At 34.4% G+C, this 24,168-nt stretch carries 13 protein-coding genes; 3 read left to right on the top strand and 10 right to left on the bottom strand.

Going from position 1 to position 24,168, the window contains the following annotated elements; translation table 11 throughout:
- Positions 1-20: 20 nt before the first annotated feature.
- The 10 genes from ACNQGJ_RS03585 to ACNQGJ_RS03540 all read right to left on the bottom strand — a co-directional run bounded on the left by ACNQGJ_RS03585 (position 21) and on the right by ACNQGJ_RS03540 (position 19,949).
- On the bottom strand, positions 21-959 hold the full coding sequence (locus ACNQGJ_RS03585; protein ID WP_417969997.1) for a carbohydrate kinase family protein: 939 nt from the start codon (positions 957-959) through the stop codon (positions 21-23).
- Positions 960-2,153: a glycoside hydrolase 100 family protein gene (locus tag ACNQGJ_RS03580; RefSeq protein ID WP_417969999.1), complete on the bottom strand. Its 1,194-nt coding sequence runs from the start codon at positions 2,151-2,153 to the stop codon at positions 960-962.
- Positions 2,131-3,441 carry an MFS transporter gene (locus ACNQGJ_RS03575; protein WP_417970001.1) on the bottom strand — a complete coding sequence of 437 codons (1,311 nt, stop codon included), beginning with the start codon at positions 3,439-3,441 and terminating at the stop codon, positions 2,131-2,133. Before ACNQGJ_RS03575 ends, ACNQGJ_RS03580 begins: the two co-directional genes overlap by 23 nt.
- Before the next feature lie 134 nt (positions 3,442-3,575).
- The gene (locus tag ACNQGJ_RS03570; RefSeq protein WP_417970003.1) at positions 3,576-4,493 is read right to left on the bottom strand and encodes a GyrI-like domain-containing protein; all 918 of its coding nucleotides are present in this window, start codon (positions 4,491-4,493) and stop codon (positions 3,576-3,578) included.
- Positions 4,493-5,821 (bottom strand): vanadium-dependent haloperoxidase, encoded by a 1,329-nt coding sequence (locus ACNQGJ_RS03565; RefSeq protein ID WP_417970005.1) that lies wholly within the window; start codon positions 5,819-5,821, stop codon positions 4,493-4,495. Before ACNQGJ_RS03565 ends, ACNQGJ_RS03570 begins: the two co-directional genes overlap by 1 nt.
- A 33-nt stretch (positions 5,822-5,854) precedes the next feature.
- Positions 5,855-9,115 carry a VCBS repeat-containing protein gene (locus ACNQGJ_RS03560; protein ID WP_417970007.1) on the bottom strand — a complete coding sequence of 1,087 codons (3,261 nt, stop codon included), beginning with the start codon at positions 9,113-9,115 and terminating at the stop codon, positions 5,855-5,857.
- Complete coding sequence (locus ACNQGJ_RS03555; protein WP_417970009.1) at positions 9,108-12,425, bottom strand: VCBS repeat-containing protein; 3,318 nt, start codon at positions 12,423-12,425, stop codon at positions 9,108-9,110. Before ACNQGJ_RS03555 ends, ACNQGJ_RS03560 begins: the two co-directional genes overlap by 8 nt.
- A gap of 299 nt (positions 12,426-12,724) precedes the next feature.
- Positions 12,725-14,308: a RagB/SusD family nutrient uptake outer membrane protein gene (locus ACNQGJ_RS03550; protein WP_417970011.1), complete on the bottom strand. Its 1,584-nt coding sequence runs from the start codon at positions 14,306-14,308 to the stop codon at positions 12,725-12,727.
- 11 nt (positions 14,309-14,319) lie between these two features.
- On the bottom strand, positions 14,320-17,289 hold the full coding sequence (locus ACNQGJ_RS03545; protein WP_417970013.1) for a SusC/RagA family TonB-linked outer membrane protein: 2,970 nt from the start codon (positions 17,287-17,289) through the stop codon (positions 14,320-14,322).
- 653 nt (positions 17,290-17,942) lie between these two features.
- The gene (locus ACNQGJ_RS03540) at positions 17,943-19,949 is read right to left on the bottom strand and encodes a glycosyl hydrolase family 95 catalytic domain-containing protein (RefSeq protein ID WP_417970015.1); all 2,007 of its coding nucleotides are present in this window, start codon (positions 19,947-19,949) and stop codon (positions 17,943-17,945) included.
- Between the two features lie 194 nt (positions 19,950-20,143).
- Here ACNQGJ_RS03540 and ACNQGJ_RS03535 point away from each other — a divergent pair, with 194 nt between their 5' ends.
- The 3 genes from ACNQGJ_RS03535 to ACNQGJ_RS03525 are packed head-to-tail and all read left to right on the top strand — an operon-like array spanning position 20,144 to position 24,008.
- Positions 20,144-21,733 carry a glycoside hydrolase family 32 protein gene (locus tag ACNQGJ_RS03535; RefSeq protein ID WP_417970017.1) on the top strand — a complete coding sequence of 530 codons (1,590 nt, stop codon included), beginning with the start codon at positions 20,144-20,146 and terminating at the stop codon, positions 21,731-21,733.
- A gap of 48 nt (positions 21,734-21,781) precedes the next feature.
- Positions 21,782-23,113 (top strand): sugar porter family MFS transporter, encoded by a 1,332-nt coding sequence (locus tag ACNQGJ_RS03530; RefSeq protein WP_417970019.1) that lies wholly within the window; start codon positions 21,782-21,784, stop codon positions 23,111-23,113.
- Entirely contained in the window at positions 23,106-24,008 is a 903-nt protein-coding gene (locus ACNQGJ_RS03525) for a carbohydrate kinase family protein (RefSeq protein WP_417970021.1), read from the top strand. Before ACNQGJ_RS03530 ends, ACNQGJ_RS03525 begins: the two co-directional genes overlap by 8 nt.
- Positions 24,009-24,168: the final 160 nt, after the last annotated feature.

The raw sequence follows: 24,168 nt of genomic DNA, 5'->3' as shown, positions 1-24,168 counted from the left end.
GAGTTGAATTATTCTTTGCATTATAAATCGGTATTCAAATATTCCTTTATATCGATTCCTTCTGGCAATCTGCCTACATTCTGAAGTTTCAAGACTGCCAGTTTTTGAGCGATTGTAATGGTTTCCTCAAAGTTTTTATTCAATAATTGTGCGTATAAAAAACCAGTCCAAAAAGCGTCACCAGCTCCAGTTGAATCTTTGATGTCCTCCACGGGTAACGCTTTTTGATGAAACATTCCGCTGTCTATATTAGACAATACTACGCCGTCTTTCCCTTTTGTCAGACAAATGGTTGAAGCGCCTAAGCCATGAAAATAATCAAAAATGAAATCCTCAGTTTTTGCTTCCGCAAAAAGACGGTAACAATCATCTTCGCTCAATTTTACTAAAGGATTCGTCGATAAATAATCTTTCAAAACCTGCTTCGCCTCTTCCCGATTCGGCCATATTCTTTCCGAGAAATTGATATCAATACTGGTTTGTAATCCTAACATTTTTGCTCGTTTGGCACTTTCCACAATAGTTGTCCGAGCCGGATTTTTGCTTAAAGCAAAACAAGTTGTATGAAAAATTTTAGCACTTTCCAGCAGGTCATCCGGTATTTGACTTTGCTCAATTTGACAATCAGCCTCTCTGTACGGGATAAAATCAGGCGTACCAGTCGATTTCGAAACAAATATTACAGATGTAGGATGACTTTCTAATTTTCTAATTTGCGAGGTACTTACATGATTCGTTTTTAACTTCCGAACAATATATTCGCCTAAACCATCTTCCCCACAGGTAGCCACTAGTACTGATTTCAACCCCAAACGCGTCGCATTTACTGCAACATTCGTTGGCGATCCTCCCAGAAAACGATGGTAATCTTTGGTTCTATTTATAGACGTATTCATTTCATGACCAATAAAATCAATCAAAACTTCGCCCACGCATAGTATGTCTATTGTTTTTTCCAATTAAACTAATAATTTAAAATTTGTATGTAAACTTTGGTATAACAACACCGTTGCAGCCCCACTCCAAGCGCAAAAAGGAACGCCATTTGGGGCTTTGGTTTCACTGTTAAAATTTTCGTAGAAACTAAAATCTTCCACAGCATTGGCTTCGTTTATTGCATTTAAAAGCGCAAGAGCCTCCTTGTCTTCACCTTTCGAAAGCAATGCCAGTCCATAAAAGCCATTAACCATTGACCAACTTCCTCCGTTATGAAACTCATTCGGGTAATTCCTAAACTCGTATTTACAATTGTTTTTTAGCAGATTCCAGTCTAAATCAGTTTCTTTTATTGGAGGCCAAAAAGCAGGTAACAACTGCATTTTCATTTCATTTTTAAGTGCTATCGAATACGCTAAAATTGTATTTTGAAAATTTTCGGGACCAATGTTTAAGTACAAAGCCAGCGAATTTGCAAAAGCATCAAATTGAGTTTTGTATCCAGCAGGTGAAAAGGAACACGGCATGTATTTTTGAATATTTAGTTCGTTGTACGCTCGTTCGTGGTATTTTTCACCTGCAGAATTTGGTGTAAAATTAATTTCCAGTTGCTTTGTTATTGTGGCAATCTTTACGATAATATCCTCGTCGTGTGCGAAATGATTGTAGCTTTTTAAAGCCCAAATTCGAAGCAGCTGATCGTATAGAACATAGCCGTCAGTTATGTATTCATCTGCCCAGTTTCCTGATAGCGGCACATATAAAAGACCTTTATTGTTAAATTCCCAAGCATCCATGAGCGCAAAACACTTTTCAATTTCAGTATCATATTTTGCCACAAAGGTGATGTCTTTTGTATAATAGGCATATTGACAGATCCCAATTACAAACCAAGTTACCGCGTCTACTCTTCCTGCCAATCCGCCATAACTTACTTCAACTTGGTCACCATTTGTCATCACATTTGACGGAATAGTTCCGCTTTGATGTTGATTATTTGCTAATGTTTCTAATGTTTTACGAAATGTTTCAATTAATTTTTCGTCTCCCGAAGCCAAAGCCGCTAAGCCACAAATCACTCCATCCCTAGCCCAGACTCTTTTATAGTTAGAAATATTTTGGGCACTCGCCATAAACCCTTCTGACGAGGAGACTTTTTCAAGCAACTCAATTGCTTTTGTGTAATTCAGATCACTATTCATATTGTTGGGTTGCATTTTTTTTTGTTTTAATCAAAAGCGTACAAAAAGCACTGATGAGTAATAATACTCCAGCAAAACTAATAGCTTGACGAGGATCGTTATCTAAAAAGTTCTTTAAAATATAACCAAAGGATAGGTTTTGGATAATCATTGGAATTACAATCATCATATTTATAATTCCCATATAAACCCCATACCGTTCTTTTGGAACAACAGCGACAACCATCAAATACGGAATGCCCATCATACTTGCCCAAGCAATTCCATAACCAATAATCACTGCAAAAAACATGTATTGATTTTGCACCATTGGAAACCATAAAAACGAAACGGCTCCAAATAACAGACAAACAAAATGAATCATTTTTGCACCGTGTTTTTTGGCTAATTTTGCCAAATAAAAGGCAATCGAAAAAGTAACTATAAATCCAAAAGCACCGATTAATCCATTCCATTCTACGGCTTTCTCATAGCCCATTGCATTCATGGGGGTTACATTCCATACGGATAAAGCAATACTTTTTGAATTGTTTTGCCAATAACACATCATGGCATACCACTGAAACAAGTACACCAAAAATAATTGCCACATAACCGTGGGCATTTGTAAAACTGCGTTATAGATATCTATGAAAGGCGAAAAAATATTTAGAGGTTCTGCTTTTAAAATGGCCAATTCTTCTGCAGTTGGCGGGATTTCCTTTGTTTTACCCATACTCCACCAAATGGAGGTTACAGAGAGGATCGCTCCTAAAAAGAAGGAGGCATAAATCCAAGTGGGCAATGATCCAGTATAACCAATAAAAACAAGAGGAAATAGAAATAGCGAAATATAAGCTAGAAACTGTCCGAAACCAGTAAAGAAACTTTGCGCCTGAAAACCCATGGGTTGCTGCTCTTCGTCTAATGTGTCAGCAATAAAAGCACGGTATGGTTCCATAGCGGTGTTGTTCCCTACATCCAGAATCCAAAGTAAACCTGCGGCCATCCATAATGAACTGCTAAATGGAAATAGAAATAAAGCGATACTGCAAATTATTGCTCCGATAAAAAAGTAAGGTTTTCGCCTTCCCCATCTTGGATGCCACGTTTTATCACTCATCGCACCAATTATGGGTTGAATCAATAAGCCCGTTAAAGGGCCTGCAAGATTTAATATTGGAATTTGATCTGGACTAGCATGTAAGAAATCATATATAGGATTTACGGCACTTTGTTGCAAGCCAAAGCTGTATTGTATACCAAAAAAACCAACATTCATATTGATGATCTGCCAAAAACTCAATTTTACTTTTAAACTCATTCTGTGTGGTAAATTTGTTAATTATTTCTAAAATTAATTTTAAAATTGCCAATTAAAAACAGAATAAAAACAAAAACGTTTTCGGAAGACCCGAAAACGTTTTCGATAATTTCAAATTACCTACATATTAGCTTTTACTTCGACGCAAAAGGGATAATTATTTTGGTTTCCCATTGCAGCTCTTCTCCTCCATTAAATGGATTTGATAAGAAATGTTCCAAAACTTTATTTTCCAATTTAAGATTGTGCTTTTTTGCATAATCCATAATGGCAAACCAAGCCCTGTCTGATGTTCTAAAATTCCCATAGTAAGTCGCTTTCAATCCTTTTACTGCAGGTAAGGTTTTGAATTTCACACTATCATCAGTAACAATTTTAGTGTTTTTATCAATTGGAAAGCAATAATTAAAAGCGATGGTTTCTTTATCAAAATTCCAATTTGTAATCTCTAAATATGGTTTCCCTATTATCTCAATTTTGTTATCTAATAAAAAGCCCGTAATGTCCGCATCATTCGCAATCATGCTTTGTGCTTTTTCCTGCAAAACACTTTTTAAACTGATGTACGCAACAAATGTTTCCGCTGAGGAACCCTCTCCATCAATTCTTACTTTAAAGTTTTTTAAATGATCACTCAATCCTTTCTTAAAATCAGTAATTTTTCGGATTTGTTCTTGTTTGAATTCTGTATTTAAAAATGGCACGGTTAGTTTATTAAACCAACTATGATTGAGATCTTTAATACCAACACTCACTTTTGTCACTGAATCATTTATAGAAGTGATTTCCCAAGTATATTTCATTCGAACTTTTCCTTTTGTCATCTCTTGTTTGATAAAGTCAAAGTTTCTTTTTTCCAGAATGATATAATTTTCTTTATCTTTTAACAATTGAGCCGCCGCCCATTCCTGAATCCCTTGAAAAACGGTTCCTGTAGCTGTTTTTACTTTAAATGATATACAATAATCTGCTTCCTTTATGAAGAGATACCACATTAAAAACAACGATAAAAAAATACTAAAACCTATTATAATTTTTTTTCTGACTGTCATTACTTTTTAATCATCTTTAATTTTCCAACAATAAAATCTCCTAAATTCTGACCAAGGTCAATACCGTTAATTATGGCAGCTTTGTAATGTATTCCCCCATACAGACGGCTCATCGCGGCTTCTTTAGCAGCAGCATCAAAGGATGCATATTTTCTTTTTGGTAATCCAAATTGCAATTCAGTATCATCGGTATACGCAAAATTATCTCCAAAAACAGACGTCAAAATAGAAGCCGAGCACATTGAAATTACTGAATGTCCACTGGTATACTCGGGGAAAGGAGGTGTTTGCAACAAAGGTTTCCAGTTTTCATCAATATTCTGATTGATAACTGTTTCTGGACGCACTACATTGCTCTTAAATTTTTCATCCCAACAGCTGATGAAACCATCAAAAATTCCTATTGAAGTTTTGGTGTAGGCAAAAACTGTTTTAGCAAAATCTGCTTTTGATTTTTTACTTGCAATTTTCACAATTCCCATCCAGTGTCCTCCAGGAGTGATTTTCTTTTTAGCAAACATCATGTGACCCTGACTTACCGAAACATACGGATTACAATCCCAAAATTGAGCAATTTTAATTTCCTCTGAATTATCGCCTTTCTTAACCATCTCTTTACTGATGTCATACACTTCTTGTACTTCTTTAAAAAAAGGTGATTTTTTATCTAACGAGAAGGCAAAAGCCGGTACTGGTTTAAACTGTGCAGCAGAATCAAGAACCATAGTTCTAATCTCACCCCAATGTGGTTCTATGGCATCCATATAAGCGGGCGGAGTTGGCTGCCATCTTCCTGGCTGATTGGCATACACCGAAAATTTAGACATGGTACGGGTTTGTTTGTAATTGTCCTGTCCCATCCATTTCTTAATATGTTCAGCAACTTTTAGTCCGTATTCTTTAGAAATTAGAAACTCTTCTTCATTTTCATCGTTCCATTTTTCATACAAACTATCTCTGAACTTCTCCACTATTTCTTCTGAAAAAACCAATTGCTTACTCAACTCCATGTGCGCAATAAGTGCAGCAACAGGTTGGTTTACGCCACTTTTAGGGTCTAACATTGGAATGGAATCTAATCCGTTCAATTGATGTTGAAGGCTTGTATAGGTTTTGCTATTTTGTGCTATAATTTCATAAGCCGCAATATTTGGATAAACAAAAATTCTACTGGCAACGGGTGGCGAGAAAATATCATGAATCATAATTTGAGTTACATTATCTATTGCCGCATGATAATCATCTGTAGTAACTACGATGGACTTATTCTTATTACACGAAATAAAAAGAAGGCAAATCACCGCAATACTTATAATTTTCGTCTTCATTTTTTATTGATTTATAGGTTATTTTATGTGCTATTATTCCTTTCTTGAAGGCATTTCAAACAATTCAGCCTTTTTATTATTGATCGTAATCAGCATGTATTTCTTTCCTTTGAAATTGACAATATCCAAGTGTCTAACTGCTTTTTGAGTCAAATCAATCCCTATTTGATTGCCTAAAAATATGGTTGTAGCATTTTTAATCAACGCGCCTGAAAACCCATCAAATCTACTGTGATGCGGAGAAACTCCAAAGTAATTTCCTGCTGCAAAAACTTCTTCTTTCGCATCTGAATCAAAATTAGATTTCAGAAAACTTGTAATGGGAGCCACTTGCATTTTATTCGAAAAAGGAACAAAAGTAAACTTTCCTTTATCATTTCTCAAATAGCCAGATTTCAAGTTATGAACTTCGAACAATTTTCCTTTCTCAAGCATTTTTGGATCAAAAACTTCTTCCAGTGTTTTTCCTGCAAAGGATTTGTAACTATTGAATTTCTTTTTTAGCATCCCGCTGAATTGTTCGGCTAATTCGTCGAGACCCATTGTGGTATAATATTGCCCTTTCTTTTCTATTGCCACGATGGTTTCAAAAGATTCATTAGTATCAAAATCATCGTAATACATCTTCATGGGAAAGTCCTGTGAAGCTTTAAATTTAGAATTCATTCCCCAGTTTCCAACCAAATAATCTTCGTCACCATCCTGATCTATGTCAAAAGAAAGTACTGATTGCCACAATCCATTACTTTTTTCCGGAAAAACCGTTGCTGTTACATCCGTGAATTCACCATTTTTATTAGCAAAGAAAGTAGGTTTCATCCATTCACCCACTATAATTAAATCTATTTTCCCGTCTTTATTAAAATCATTAAATATAGCATCCGTAACCATTCCTATTCTGTCAAAAGTTTTATTTTGAACAATAGTAAAAGTTCCTTTATTATTATTCAACAAATAACAATCCGGCATACTTCCAAATCTATTATTTATTGAATTATTGCCCACAAAAATATCTAAATCACCATCTTTATCATAATCAAAAGTCTTTACAACCGATGCGTTTTGAGTCAGCTTAGGCAGAACCGCATTATAAAACTGCTGCTTTTTATTTAAATATAAACGGTCCTGAAGATTAGATGCATTTTCACCTCCACCGGAAGCCACGTATACATCATTGGTTTTATCATTATTGAAATCACCAATGACCACTGAGGCATCTTCAAAAACAGAATCTTTTTCGATTGCAGCAAATCCATTTTGGCTAAATCCATTTAGATTCTGAATGTAGATTGATGCCTTTTTATCTTTTGAAGCCCCAAAAAAGATATCATCTTTTCCATCGCCATTTAAATCCCCCACTGCAGTTGCGGCACCACGATCACTGCGTTGGTATGGAATCAATTTTTGGGACAAAATATCAATAAAATCATTTTCCTGATGTGTGAAATCAATTCCTAAACCATTTTCTACCTTTTTGAAAATAGGTAAAACAGCGGGATGCAATTTTTTGTAATCAAAAGCTTTTCTTTTTTGACTGGCTTTTATAGTAAGGGTTTGACTCGTTTTAACATTTTTCAATGTTTGATATGTTTTATCCGGCCAAATCACCACTAACGAATCAACCTTCACTGTTTTTCCATAACCAAAATGAATTATTGGCTCCGATGAAGACTGAAATCCTCTCGTAGTCTGCAGTTCTTTAAATTGTTTTTTTCCTTTGGAATAAGAAATCACTTTGGCTCCAATTCCAAAAGTGTTTTTTCCTGTAAAACGCAATTTTAATTTTAAATAGTTTGATTTAGCATCAGTTTTATTGATATAAAGCGAAGCAATAGCATTGGTATTGTTGGTAATTACATCTAAATCGCCATCATTATCAATATCAGCATAACCACTGCCATTTGAAATTATAGAATCATTTTCTATCCAATCGCTGGAGCGGTTTTTAAACTGCAAATCAGCTGCGCCTTGAAAAACATAATTGGTCACATTTCCTTTTGGCATGCGCTTCAACGCTTCTTTATCCAGTAACTTCGTCGTACTGATTTTGCTTTTTATTTGATCATTTGAATAGTATTTCACATAATCTAAATCGTTTGGACGCTTTGCAATTCCGTTACTAACAAAAATATCTTGTTCTCCGTCTTGATCATAATCCCCAAATAAAGTACTCCAACTCCAATCAGTTGCCGCAACGCCACTCAACAGAGCAGTTTCGGTGAAATGATTTCCAGCTTGATTTAACTGCAATGTATTCCTGGAATATTGAAATTGATACCCTAATTTTTCGGTTCTCATTTTTAACATTTGGGTATTGTCATCACCTAATGATGTTTTCAACACTTTTTCATCTTCTGGGAGCATGTCTAAACTCATAATATCTGGAAAGCCATCGTGATTAACATCTGCCACATCAACTCCCATAGAGAATCGGCTTGTATGACCAAAATACTGTTTTAAACTTTCTGTAAAAGTGCCATCGCCATTATTTAAATAGTAATAATCATCTTCATGAAAATCATTCCCTACATAAATATCTGGATACCCATCTAAGTTAAAGTCAGAAACTGCCAATCCTAACCCGTAGCCATTGGCACCGCCAAAAATTCCTCCCTGCTCACTTACATCAATAAACTTTCCATTATCATTGCGAAATAATTTATCTCCACACTCGTAACTTCTTTTATTTCGTATACTGGCATTTCCAAAAGATAATTCAGAGTGAACGGCATGATTCAATAAATACATGTCTAAATCGCCATCTAAATCATAATCAAAAAACGCTGCTGAAGAACTATAATTATCAAGATCTAATCCGTACTCCGTCGCGCTTTCGGTAAATGTATTGTCTTTATTATTGATGAATAATTCGTTTTGACCTTCAAAACCATTAATTCCAACAACCGAACAAACATAAATATCAAGATACCCATCTCCATTTACATCAGCCATAACTGTTCCTGCATTCCAATCACTCTGACTTTGTACACCTGCATTTACTGAAATATCTTCAAATTTATTATTGCCTTTGTTTAAATATAATTTATTTTTTCCTTGATTTGAAGTAAAATAAATATCTACTAAACCATCATTATTGATGTCCCCCAGCGATACGCCTCCCCCATTATAATAATAGAGATAATCTAAAATCGAAATGTTTTTGGATTCTAATAATTGGTTTGTGAATGTAATATTGCTTTCCTCTGAAGACAATTTTTCAAATAGTTGTCCCTCTTTTTTGGAACAACCAATAAATAACAATGAAGCTAGTCCTATTCTAAAAAAATTATTCATTGCGTCTAAATATTTTAGGAGTATTGCCATTTACAACAGCTATAATTGAAACCGTATTATTTTTATCTTTTATTTTTTGCACCTTTTTAACTTCCCCTTTTACGAAGAAACCGGACTGATTATAAGGCAGCCATGAAAAAGTTCCGTTTTTGCTTCCTAGAAGTACGCTACCATAATTAGCATCCAATCTGGAGAATTGTGGTTTGAATTCATATTGATTTCCACCCAAGATTAAATCCAAGATCCCATCATTGTTTATATCCATTGTCGCAATGGTGTTCACGCAGGAAAACTGAACTTCTTTTGGAAGCACTTTTATCTCAAACTTGCCATTTCCTTTGTTAATTGCAACTACACTTTCCTGAATATTTACAGTCTTTTGAATCGAATTATCGACTACTTCTTTTGCAAATAATTCCTGAAATGTTTTCTTAGCATAATCCGCATAGCTCAAATTTTTCTTCTTTATCGAAGGAATTTGTTTTGCTAATTCCTGTTTTAGGTTTACTGGCATATCCTTCCCATCAATAGATCTGGTTGCTATTTGTTCAATAGTTCCGTTATCATCAAAATCATTAATAAACAATTTCATCGCATTTCCATTGGTCGCTTTGTAGTTCGTATTGGTTCCTTTATTACCCAGAATTAAATCTTTTTTACCGTCATTGTTCAAGTCTACGCAACTTACTGCATTCCAAAAACCTTCATAGTCTGTAAGATTTGATTTGAATTCTGCCAATCGACGCCCAGTGTTTTTGAAAATTTGTGGTGCTGTCCAATCGCCGACCAAAATCAAATCTTTTTTAGAATCGTTATCAATATCCTCCCAAGTTGCATCGGTTATCATTCCAAACGAGTTAATTAGAAACCCTTTTTTATCAATTACATTAGAAAAATTCCCTTTTCCGTCATTTTCCAATAATAAATGTTTAGGATCAATCCCATAAACACCTGGTACGCTGCGGCTTCCAATGAATACATCAGTATCGCCATCATTATCAAAATCGTTTGAAGCAATTACAGAAACATTATTATTCGTTGTTGGAATATTGGTTTTACTTTTGATAAAAATACCTTTCCCATTATTCAAATACAATCGGTTTTTATAATTGGCCTGATCCGCTTTTTCGTTACCACCGGAACCAACTAATAAATCCAAATCACCATCATTATCAGCATCAAAAAAACTGGCTGCTGTATCTTCAAAATTTGCGTCTGCCTCTAAGTCTTTTTGATTCGTAATTAAAAAATTACCATTCCCTTTATTTACATATATTGTACCGGCTTGACCTTTGGCTCCACCAATAAAAACATCCTCATTTCCATCGCCATTTATGTCCGCAACTGACAATGACGGGCCTTCTTGAGAAAGCATTTTAGAAATTAAACCTTCATAATCAAAATCAACATAATCATTTTCTTTATGTTTTAAAAATTGATTTTTCTTTTCGGCAAACAATGGTTTTTGCTTGTTATTTTTAGGAACATAATCATTTTTAGCATTTGCAATATCTAAATTTATAGTATTGTTATTGGTGATTTTTTTAATCGTCTGAAATTTACCATTTGGCCAAATAACTTGTAATGAATCTATTTTTTTGGTTCCAATTCCAAATGTCATTATATAGTCAACAGACGATTGAAAACCTCTGGAAGGACTCAACTCTTGTCTGAGAATTTCTTTGCCTGAGAATAATTCAACAACACTTCCAATAGCAAATTTGTTTTGCTTATCTCCCTTCAGTTTTACTTTAACGTAGTGGTTTTTTTTGTTCTTATCCGAGTTATTTCGATATACAAAAGATTCCATATTGACATTATTGACAATCAAATCTAAATCCCCATCATTATCTAAATCTCCATACGCCGCACCATTAGAAAAACTTGGAGTATCAAGTCCCCATTGCATCGCTTCATTACTAAAGGTCAGATTTTTGTTGTTTTTAAAAGCGTAATTTGGAATTGGTGTGCTTGGCATTTTACTGATAATAGTCTGAATTTCTTCTTTTTTACCGGTAACCACCATTTTTTGCATAAACTCATTGGCAAAAAAGTCAACAAAATCTTGATTGGTTAAATCGTTATAAATTCCGTTACAAACATAAATGTCTTTGTATCCATCATTATCCATATCAAATAACAAAGCGCCCCAACTCCAGTCTGTTTTGGCAACGCCAGCATGATTTGCTATTTCAAGAAATTGATTGTCGCCGTTATTAATTTGCAACGTATTTTGCATGTATTGGTTGTAAAAATCCAGATTTACTTTTCTTGTAAATAAATCATAATTTTCAAAATTTGTAGTCGTTTTTAAGCGTTCGTCCGCTTCCGGTAACATATCGGTTACAAAAATATCGGCTTTCCCGTCATTGTTTACATCGGCCATATCAGCACCCATAGAGGATTGGCTAATGTGTGACGTCCATCCCTGAATTTGTTCGGTAAAGGATCCGTTCTTATTGTTTATGTACAAATAATCTCTTTCATAAAAATCATTCGAAATATAAATATCAGGATACAAATCTCCGTTTACATCACCTACCGTAACTCCCAGACCAAAGCCTATCAGACTCCCATAAATACCTGATGCTTCACTTACGTCAACAAATTTTCCGTTGTCGTTTCGCATTAATTTGTCTCCTCCGCCTTTCAATATTTCGGCCACATCCCAGTCTTTATCTCTTAAATCTCTTTTATTGGAATAATTAAGACTACTTACTGGGATAAAACTGTTATTTAGAATATAAGCATCTAAATCGCCATCTTTATCATAATCAAAAAAAGACGCATGGGTTGTAATTCCTGTGTTCGCTAGATTGTATTCATCTGCTTTTTCAGTAAAAGTATTATTGCCATTATTAATAAAAAGTTCGTTTTTTTGTTGATTACCCAAACTATTTCCTGCATTACAAACATATATATCAAGGAAACCATCGGCATTTAAATCAACCATTACAACTCCGGTTGACCAGGTTTTAGTTCCTTCAACACCGGCAATTTTAGAAATATCCTCAAATTTAAAATTCCCTTTATTTAAGTAGAGTTTATTAGTACCGAGATTTGAAGTAAAATACACATCAGAAAGACCATCATTATTGATATCACCAATAGCGACACCTCCACCATTATAAAAATTTCTGTATTTAAATATGTTCATGTCAGCACCATTTTTAACCTCATTAAGAAAATTAATTCCGGTCTGTGATACATCTAATTTGGAGAATAAGGCGTCTTTATTTTCTGAATTTTCTTTGGAACAATTAGTAAAAAAAAAGAGAGAAAGGAAAAATAAAATAATACGGTTAAACATATTTAAAATACTATTTGATTAGGTAATTATACGATGCCAATTTATGTAATATTCACTATATAAAAAAATAAATAAACCAATAAAGAAAATAGAAAAACGTTAAAAATAAATAAGTTTAGACTACTAATAAAGAGGAATAAGAAAAGGCCTATAAGTTTCTATTGTTTGTCATTTAAAAAGAAACTTATCTCTCAATAAATGATGCGCAAATTAAGAATCAAACTTATATAAAAAAATAAAGAGGGTAATAAATACCCTCTTTAAAACTAACTCAAAAAATAATTATTGAAAACAATTTCTTAATACCCTGGATTTTGCTTTAAATTAGCATTGAACAAAGCATCCGCTGGAATTGGGAATAAAAGATATCTAGCATCTGAAACATAAGGCTTCAACTCTCTTTGTTCCAAAAATTTACCAAAACGAATCATGTCATTTCTTCTCCATCCTTCATACCATAATTCTTTTCCTCTTTCAAGATAAATACCGTCCAATGTTGTAGGAAAAACACCTGTCTGTCCTGATCTTGATACAATTTGTATTAATTTACCCACAGCATTGGCACCCGCTCCACCTCTAGCAATTGCTTCTGCCTTCATCATTAAAGCATCAGAATATCTCATCAATACATAATCATTTTCAGGATTACTTAAATTATCCACATCTGGAATGTATTTTTGACTTCTAATCCCTGCAGTTTCAAGTGTAGCACCCCCAGTAATCAAAGTCAAGGCTGCGGTAAACACTAAAGGATTTCCTTTTCTATCTTTTAGATTTACAGTACCAGCTGGTATATTAGTATAAAATGCGCCTTTCGAATCTTTATCTCTACCAAATTCGTCACGGTTTTTACCGTTTTTCATTTGACCTACCTGGAATCCAACATTATTACCAAAAGCATTAATAATATATTGATCTGAATTTTTAATACGTCTATCATTAGGATTAAACTTGTTGTAGTATTCAGCTACAGTTGCAAAACCATTCCATCCATCTGGTGTTTGTTGGTAATGCATACCCATTCTCCATCTTGATTGAATACCTCCACCTTGACCACCTCTAATATTTTTAGAAGAGAAAAGAATTTCTGGAGAAGTATTATTTGTTGGTTTGAAATTATCCCAATAATCAATTGCTAAAAAGCTATTAATTGCATCTACATGAGTCACAACTTTAGTCATATCAGCAGAATCAAAAGTATAAGGCCCAGCTGCATCAGTAGCATTAAAAACTCCTTTATTTAAGTACAATTTAGCCAATAAAAAGTGAGCTGCATCAACATTAACAATATTGGCCTCATTAGTAGCACGAGCAGGTAAACTTCCAATAATTGCTTCAAGTTCGGTGATAACAAAAGTTGTCGCTTCTTGTCTTGTCCAAACTTTAGGATCTGCTTCCAGAGAGCTACCAGCTTCTCTGTAAGGTGCCTGACCATATAAATCAATTACATTGTAATAGTAAAATGCTCTTAAGAAACGAGCTTGAGCTATTTGTGCAGCAGTACCATTTTCTATAACTAAGTTACAATTATACACTTGTGACAACAATGAGTTCCAAGCATTTCTAATCTCAATATTATCTGGTGCCCAAGTATGAGTATGTATTTGTCTCCATTTTGCATTATCATCCCAGTCACCACCTCTTGTAGGCCCAACCAGCGCATCAGTTGACATTTCATCTAAGGCAAACATTTTGTCTTGATCTTGAAAACCTCTTAATCCTTCATAAGCACTAACCAATAATGAAGCAGAATTAACTGTTGCTCCTCCGGTATTGCTAATGACTACACCATCTAAAACTTCCTCATCTAGATTAGTACAACTTACTCCTAGAATAATAGTACTAGTAAACAAGATGCTTTTTATAATATTTATTCTTTTCATTGTTTTTTTAATTAAAATGTTACGTTAAGTCCAAGTGATACACTTTTATCTCTAGGATAAGATAAATACTCCATCCCTGCCGAAGGCACTCCGTTTAATGATTTATCAGTATCTACCTCTGGGTCAGATCCTGAATAACTAGTAATAATAAATAAATTAGATGCATTTACAAAGAAACGAGCTGATTTAATTCTAAATCTTTCCAAAGAATTTACAGTATAACCAAACGTTAGATTACCCATTCTCAAGAAATCTCCTTTTTCTAAATACTTAGTAGATGGAGAGTTTGGATCTCCTTGCGCTTGAGGAGAAGTTGCAGCTTCTAAAGTTGTGTTTCTCCCTCCAAGGAAAGCACCTTTAAAGAAATACGCATTCGTTGTATTGTTGTAAATGTAGTGACCGAATGCGCCATAGAAAGAAGCACTTGCATCAAATCCTTTGTAAGCTACATTAGTAGTAAAACCAACATTGATTTTCGGCAATGGTTGTTTGTCCAATAATTGTTTAGCTGCAGTACCTAAACCTGTATCATTTCCTGCCGCATCAGCATAAATAGAATTACCTGTGGCGTCATATCCTCTCCATTCGTACAAATAATAAGTGTATGCAGGATGGTTGTTTGTAATTACTTGAGCATAAGCATCACTTAACCCTTGACCGTTTAATCCTCCTGTCGATATAAATCCGGCAAAGTTTTTAACCTCATTAGTTAAGAAAGAAGCGTTTCCTGAAATATCCCAAGTTAAATCCTGAGTATCAATTACTTTATAATTCAAAGATACTTCAACACCTTTATTGATTAAGTTTCCTGGTAAGTTTTTGAAACGTGGAGATGGTGGACCTGGTTGAGTTGCCGCCGCCGGTACAGGAAAAATTAAATCCTTAGTATCTCTTTGGAAATAATCTACTGAACCTGACAATCTGTTGTTAAGAAATTCAAAATCAGCACCTACACCGTATGATTTAGTAGTTTCCCATTTCAAATCAGCGTTAGAGTTTGTATCAACATTTAAATTACCATTGTTACCATAAGACGCTCTGGCAATTGCAGAGTTTGGTGCAAATTCCTGGTTTCCTGTGATACCATAATTACCTCTAATTTTGAAGCTATTCACTAAACCTTGTTTATCTTCCACAACTTTATAAGCTACACCTACAGATGGGAAATAATCGTATTTGTTATTAATTCCTAGTTTTGTTGATCCATCTGCCCTTAATGTGGCGGTAACAATTAATTTTTTATACAAAGTAGCATTTAATCTACCAAAATAAGATTGCAATTCCACTCTGTTTCTATAGGAAGAAACTCTGTACTCATTTTGAAGACCTCCTTCAATATTGTCAATCAAATTAGTTTGGTTAACATCATACCCCTTACCACTTGCAAAATTTCCATCGGCAGTATAATCATAGTATGAATATCCAACTAATGCATCTAAATTGAAGTTGTCACCAAAATCATTATTGTAATTCAACGTATGTTCAAACGTTTTATTAAATTTATTTTGATTGTTGATAAAAGCCGTCCCAAATTTAACTTCAGTAGAACCAGGTACAGTTGCTTGAAATGCTCCTCCTGAAATTTCCATAGTTGGTAACAACTGGCTTTTTCTGCTAGAAGTAGAACTTTCGATACCAAATAAGAATTGGTATTTCAATTTGCTGTTGATTTTCCATGTAGTATTGATACTTCCCAACAATTTATTAGTATTCGTATAATCTGTATATGAATCTAATAATTGTACTGGATTTAAATAATCATCACCTACGACATTATACGATCCATTTGTATTTCTTATCGGCAAAGTTGGATTCCAATACAGAGCAGTTCCAATAACGTTACCTATAAAACCTGCATTATTTGACAAAAGAGTCGCTTGATCCTTTAAAGAAGCATAAATAATTCTTGACTCTACTTTTACAGCCCCTCCAAAAAAGTCATTAGAATTATAAACTGATGCGCTATATTTGTCTAAACCAGTGTTTTTAACAATTCCATCTGTATTAGATGCTCCAAAAGATATTCTTGTATTTGAATTTTCTGTAGTCTTGCTAAAAGATAAATCATGATTCATAGAAAATCCATTTCTTAAAACTGCATCTTTCCAATTGTAGGATCTAGATCCTTTATCATCGCCACCAGCGGCAGCAAATTGATCACCAGTCATCACATCCAATTTACCTGATAATTTACTAAATTGAAATGAAGTACTGTACGTTAATTGCGGTTCTACAGATTTACCTTTTTTAGTTGTAATAACAATAACTCCATTTGCTCCACGAGAACCGTAGATAGCAGTAGACGAAGCATCTTTCAACACAGATATACTTTCGATATCATTTTGATTGATAAAGTTCAATGGGTTTCTTGCCGATGAAGATCCTAATAAATCAGCTCCTCCACCAGAAACATTTCCACCATCCAATGGCACACCATCGATAACGATTAATGGTCCGTTTCCAGAACGAATAGATGAGTTACCACGAACTCTAATAGCAACGCCAGCACCTGGCTCTCCACTCGACTGTGTAACCTGAACACCCGCTACTTTACCTCTCAATAATTGAGCTGGCGATGGAGCCGATACGTTGTCAAAATCTTTTGCACCAATTTGATCTACTGCACCCGTTGCATCTTTCTTTCGAACTGTTCCGTAGCCTATAACTACAACTTCTTTTAATTCAGCCGAATCTTCTGTTAATTCCACATTAATTGTAGTTTTTCCAGCCACAGTTATCTCTTGAGATTTAAGACCGATGTAGCTAAAAACTAAAACTGCGTTTGAGCCAACATTCTTGATAGTAAATTTTCCATCGAAATCCGTTTGTGCTCCATTTGTTGTTCCTTTTACTATGATAGAAGCCCCTGGAAGCGGACCGCTAGCATCAGATACAGTTCCAGACACATCTTGCGAATATGTTAAACTTGTACATAGCATCGTTAGAAACACCATCAAGCCTTTAATTAGACTATTTTTCATACGTAATAAATAAGTTGGTTAGTAATTTGTTTTAATGGTTTGTTTTAAATATTAAGTTCAAACATAATTATAATTTTATGATAATATTAAGATTTACTAAACTATAACGTTTTCGTTGCTCCGAAAACGTTTTCGATTTTAAAATTAATCCTTAAAAAATTAATACTAAAATTATAACAACCATAAAAAAAAAGCGTCATAAAAGTCAATTCTATAGTATTTTTACTTATATATCGAAAAATTATTGCGTTTTAACTATTATTTGCGTTTATTAAAAAAGAACATTGCGAATTGTTTAAACAACACCGTTTTGTGCTGTAATTAAACAATTCGAAGCTCCATAAACAAACACATCCCAACTATTTGAATAAAAAAAATGCAGTTGCTTAATTTCCTACTTTATAACAGAAAAAAAAGTAATGTAATTAAAGCGCATTATTGTGAAATTTTAAAATCCCACGCCATATATTTTTTGCAAAAAACATCAATTTGTTTTACTTCACATTAATTCATGAATTAAAGACGTCTACTGTTTAGCGTATTCACTGCATTTGCAGTATTAAAAAATCGAAAAAAAAGCCACAAATACTAAATACAATCCTCAAGATGAACTGCAAATATATTCGTGGCAAAAAAAAAAAAAAATAACGTAATTATTTGATAACAATTGTTTTATTGTCAGCTCCAATTCCAATTATCTTTAATGATTTCCATTGTTTTGGCAACAATCCTTTGTTGTATTTCAATCCCATATCAGTTTGCTCCACGCCTCCAAAACCGTAGATGACAGCTTGAAGCATAGCTCCAGCTCCTGTTGCGAAATACGGATTGTTACTATTAGCTGATTCTGAAAACACTCCAAAAGGAGGACGGCTATTTGGCAAATAGGATTTAACAAAATAACTATACGCTTTTTCTCTCTCGCCTAATCGTGCATATAAAATAGATAAAACGCCAGAGGCCATTGCTGGACCATCTTTTTTATCAATTTTTTCCGCGTAATATTCTAAATCTTTTTCAATTTGAGCCTTGTCTGTTATTATGTGTAAGGGATACGCTAACAAATTCACATCAGCTTGTTTTATCATTTGGCCCTGATAGCCTTTATAATTTTGAGTTATTCCATTCTCTCTGTGAATGACTAATTTCTCGGATACTGCTGTCCATTTTGGATTAATTGGTTCATTCAAAATTGTTGCTGCTTTAATCGTATTTTTTAAAGACTCGATAGCTGATGCATTTGTAAAAGCATTGTCATCTACATGCTGCGCATATTCATCGGCTCCAACAACATTTAAAATAGAAAAAGTTCCATCCTGATTTTCAATTACACGGCTTACCCAAAAATCAGCTGTTTCTTTTAGAACGTCCCATTCTTTTCTTAACCATGATTTATCTTGCGTATAGCTGTAGTAATTCCAAAATGCAATCGAAACATCCGCCGTGATGTGTTGTTCAAAAATTCCGGTCAATGCCCAAGTTGGCGTTGCTTCCTCTCCTGTATCGTCAGACTCCCAAGGATACATTGCTCCTTTATAACCATATATAAAAGCTTTTTGTTTTGCTTTTTGCAAACGATCTGAACGGTAGTCTAAACATGATTTAGCCATATCAGGCTGCAAAGCCAAAAGCGTTGGATACATCCATAGCTCCGTGTCCCAAAAAATATGTCCATTGTATCCCTGAGAGGATAATCCCATAGGCGCAATACTTTGTCTAGTTCCTGGGCGCACGTATGAATACAAGTTGTATAACGCAAAACGCACCCGTTGTTGCGCATCCAAATCACCTTCGATTTGAATATCTCCCGTATTCCATAATTCAGCCCACGCTTTTTTGTGACGGTTCAATAATTTATCAATTCCTTCCTGTAAAGCATATATTGGTTGTCTTTCGGATTCGTTTAGAGGATCCGTAACATCTTTTGACGTACAAATTCCTCCTGCTACTGCAAAACGATATTTTTTATCCTTCATTAATTTTTTAGTGAAACCAACTTCATTCCCGGTTTGCTTTAAGGTTTCGCCCGGTCCGTCAAAAAGAAATGTTGTCGAAGCAGCAACCGTATATTTCCCGGTTCGCGTTTTGGCGACTGTTCCAAAAACTGGCATTAAATACTGATTGTCTTTTAAAACCCTAAACTGACTTTTTGCCTCTTTCAGTTCATCAGGAACTACCACATAATTATTAGCGGAAATTTCGATATCGTGAAGAGGGGTGATTTCGACAATTGCCATCGCTGAAAAAGGAACTGCCCTATTTGCCAAAATCGTATAATTGATATTGGCTAAATCTTTAAATGAAAATGAAGTGGTACTTGTCCCCTCTTTCATCGAAATGACTTGGCTCCAATTATCAATATTGTCTGATTTGATTTCTTGATTATTTATGTTCAAATGCAGATTCAAAAACTCAATTCCCCGAACAATTCTACTAATTCCATTTTCGGGACTACCATCGTAAACGCCATTCAGAATAATTTCTTTTGTTTTTAAAGGCGTATCATCCGTAACAATTCCTATTTGACCATTCGCCATCGCTACGCCAAAATAATTTTCTCTGGAATTTGCCAGTAAATGCCATTCGTCGGATTTAGTTTGACTAAAAACAACTGGAGCTACTAAAAGCAAGATGACTAGACTCTTAAATGTTGAAATCATAAGTATATTTTTTAATAATATTCTCAAACTTATATAAATTATTGCTTAAAATATTGAATAGTTCCATATAGTACCTTGAATACAAATCGAAAACGTTTTCGACATACCAAAACGGTTTTAATTATACAATTTTGACGATTTAAAAAATAGAATTCTATTTTTATTAAGATAATATTATAATAAATTCCGTTTTAATGAAGTTTACAAATAAATTAATACTAATTTTCTTTCTTTTAAGTAGCGCATTATTCTTGTTTTCTTGTAAAAAAGAAGAAAGCGACACAATTATTGCCATTAACGTTTCTGAAAAAATAAAAATTGATTCCTCAGTGAAATATAAAGAACCGTTTAGACCGCAATTTCATTTTTCTCCCGAAAAAAAATGGATGAATGACCCCAATGGCATGGTGTTTTACAAAGGTATTTATCATTTATTTTATCAATATTACCCAAACGATATTGTGTGGGGACCGATGCATTGGGGACATGCTACAAGCCCAGATTTGATTCATTGGACACACAAAAAAATTGCTTTATTTCCTGATCAACTAGGAATGATATTTTCAGGAAGTGCGGTTGTTGATTTAAATAACACTTCCGGCTTAGGAACAAAAGAAAATCCTCCGATGATTGCCATTTTCACCTATCATGACATGGAAGGCGAAAAATCAGGCAAAGCCAATTATCAAACACAAGGTTTGGCTTACAGTCTCGATGAAGGTGAAACATGGTTGAAATATGGAAAAAATCCAATTATTAAAAATTCTGGTATAAAAGATTTCAGAGATCCGAAAATTTTCTGGAATACCGAAACCGATAGTTGGAATATGGTGTTGGTAGCCGGAGATCATGCTCAATTTTACACTTCGGAAAATTTAACTAATTGGAAATTCGAAAGTGATTTTGGCAAAAATATAGGTGCGCATGGCGGTGTTTGGGAATGTCCTGATATTTTCAAATTAAAAGTTGTGGGTTCCAAAGAAGAAAAATGGGTTTTACTCATAAGCATAAATCCTGGCGCACCACATGGCGGTTCCGGAACACAATATTTTATAGGCGATTTTGATGGAAAAAGTTTTAAAACCATCCAAAAAGAAATTAAATGGGTTGATAACGGCACTGATAATTATGCGGGAGTCACTTATAATAATATTCCAGACAACAAGCGCATATTTGTAGGCTGGATGAGCAATTGGCTTTACGCCAGAAACACGCCTACAAAAAACTGGAGAAGTGCCATGACACTACCTAGAGAGCTCTCTCTTACAAAAATAAACACCAATTATGTTTTGAAAAATAGCCCTGTTCAACCGTTCCAAAAACAATTAGTTTCAGCATTTTCAAAGGATTTATTGAATAATAAACCACAGCAACAAATCAATTTTAATTATGACAATTTCAATCAATCTGAAATAAAATTTAACGCAGCTTCAAAAAATCTGAAACTGATTTTTTCTAATGAAGTGAACGATTCTTTGGTTTTGAATTATGATGCTTCGCAAAAAACCTTTTCAATTGACAGACGCCATTCCGGAATAGTAAATTTCCAAGAAGACTTTGGAAAGGAAATCCATAAAACGGCAACACCCAATATTATTACGGAAACGATTGATTACCAAATTATTTTAGATTGGTCGTCTATAGAAATTTTCCTAAATGAGGGAATATATAGTTTTACGGAACAAATTTTCCCTACTAAACCGTATACCAAACTGCGCATCCAATCCGATGAAAAACAAACAATAAAAAACTTTACTGTACATCGAATAAAAGGAATCTGGTAACAATACCAATTCGTTATAAAACCAACTATTAACCATAAACTAAAAAAAATGAATAACGTTCGAAACTGGTCCCTAACTGTAGCTGCTGCGGGATTTTTATTTGGCTTTGACACCGTTGTAATATCTGGAGCCAATTTACCCATCAAAGAATTATGGCACACCACTCCATTATTTCATGGGATTTTTATCATGTCCATGGCTTTGTGGGGAACTGTGTTAGGTTCTTTATTAGGAGGAATTCCCTGTGATAAATGGGGCCGCAAAAAAACATTATTCTGGATTGGAATCGTGTTTTTAGTATCGGCTTTAGGTTCAGCATTCGCCCAAGATCCTTACACGTTTTCATTTTTTCGTTTCATTGGCGGTATTGGTGTCGGAGCTTCATCCGTGGCCGCACCAATTTATATTTCAGAAATTTCCACTCCAAAAAATAGAGGGAAACTAGGAACACTATTTCAGTTTAATATTGTATTTGGTATCTTGATTGCCTTCTTTTCTAATTATTTATTCGAAGGCGTTGGAGGAGAAAATGACTGGCGCTGGATGATTGGTATTGTTGCCCTTCCCGCATTTATTTACAGCCTAATCATTATACAAATTCCGGATAGTCCACGCTGGTTAATCTTGAAAAAAAGAGATGACGTAGCAGGCATGAAGGTTTTGGAAATGATTTACAGCAAAGAGGAAGCCTTGGAAAGTTTTAAAGAAATAAAAAAAGATATACTTGACACTTCTGTAAAAGAATCTATTTTTTCCAGAAAATACAAACTCCCAATAATTTTAGCTTTTTTACTGGCGTTTTTCAATCAGCTATCAGGAATTAATTTTATTCTATACTACGCCCCTGAAATATTGGAAATGGCAGGATTAGGTTCTAAAGAATCTTTAATGAACTCCATCTTAATTGGCGTAACAAATTTGATTTTTACCATTGCCGGAATGCGACTAATCGATGTTTTGGGACGAAAACAACTCATGATCATAGGATCTTTAGGCTACATTATCAGTTTAGGCATGGTCGCACTTGCTTTCTACAACAATCTGGGAGCTATCATTTTGATGGCCTCAATCATGCTGTTTATAGCCTCTCATGCTATTGGACAAGGTGCGGTGATTTGGGTGTTTATTTCAGAAATATTCCCGAACAATGTTAGGGCTAATGGCCAATCTTTCGGAACAGGAATTCACTGGATTTTTGCAGCATTAATAACCTTGGCCGGACCCGTGGTCATTGACTTATTCAAGATAAATCCTTGGCCAATCTTTGCTTTTTTTGCTTTTATGATGGTCTTACAGTTGGTTTTTGTATTATTCATGATGCCCGAAACCAAAGGTTTATCCCTAGAAGAATTAGAACATAAAATGGTAAATAATGAATAATCCCAAAGAAAAACTCAACATTGTTTGTTTTGGAGAAGTGTTATTTGATGTTTTTCCAACACATATAAAAATTGGTGGCGCACCACTGAACGTCGCGTTACGACTAGCGTCACTAGGAGTTAATTCTCATATAATAAGTAGAATTGGCAAGGATACGATAGGTTGTGAATTGATTGACTATGTCCGTACGAATGGCGTAAATACTGCTTCGATTCAAGTTGACGAAATCTTTAATACGGGCGAAGTACTAGTAGAATTAAATGAAAAGGGTTCTGCTTCCTACACCATTAATTACCCGGTTGCCTGGGATAAAATTGTTTGTATTCCGGAAGACGAGATTATGGTCAAAAAAGCAGATGCATTAGTTTTTGGGAGTCTTGTATGTAGGGATTTAATTTCGCAAAATTCTCTTTTAGAAATAATAAACTATGCAAAATACGCTGTTTTTGATGTTAATTTACGTGCTCCTTTTTACGCTAAGGAAATACTGCTAAATTTGATGATGCAATCTGATTTTATAAAATTTAACGATGATGAATTGTACGAAATAAGCGCTTTTATGAACTCTCCTTACCACTCATTAGAACAAAACATACTTTTTATTGCAAAACAGACAAACACAAAACACATTTGTGTGACTAAAGGAAGTCATGGTGCCGTTTTATATTATAATGAAAAGATGTACTACAATAGTGGCTACAAAATTGCTGTGGTCGATACTGTGGGCGCAGGAGATTCCTTTTTAGCAGGATTGTTGAGCGAGTTGCTGATCAATGGCAATCCCCAAGAAGCGATTAATTTTGCTTGTGCTCTAGGGGCAATTGTAGCTAAAAAAGAAGGAGCAAATCCACAAATTTCCAGTACCGAAATCAATGCATTTATGAATCCTTTATAATGCGGCCCAATTTTAAAATGTCCTATTTATACTTCCTCAATCTATCATAATAAGTATGACATCAGTGAGTACCGAGCAATCATGCAGGATTTTGAAACTAAGGGAGGCTTTAATCTTTTGCTGTATCGAATGTAGGAGCAAAAGATTTTACTCATCCTGT

Origin of the sequence: Flavobacterium cryophilum (genome assembly GCF_048286555.1) — a bacterium.
Classification (GTDB): Bacteria; Bacteroidota; Bacteroidia; order Flavobacteriales; family Flavobacteriaceae; genus Flavobacterium.
Note: the sequence above shows the minus strand (reverse complement) of the source record. Positions and strands in the feature narration are given on the sequence as shown.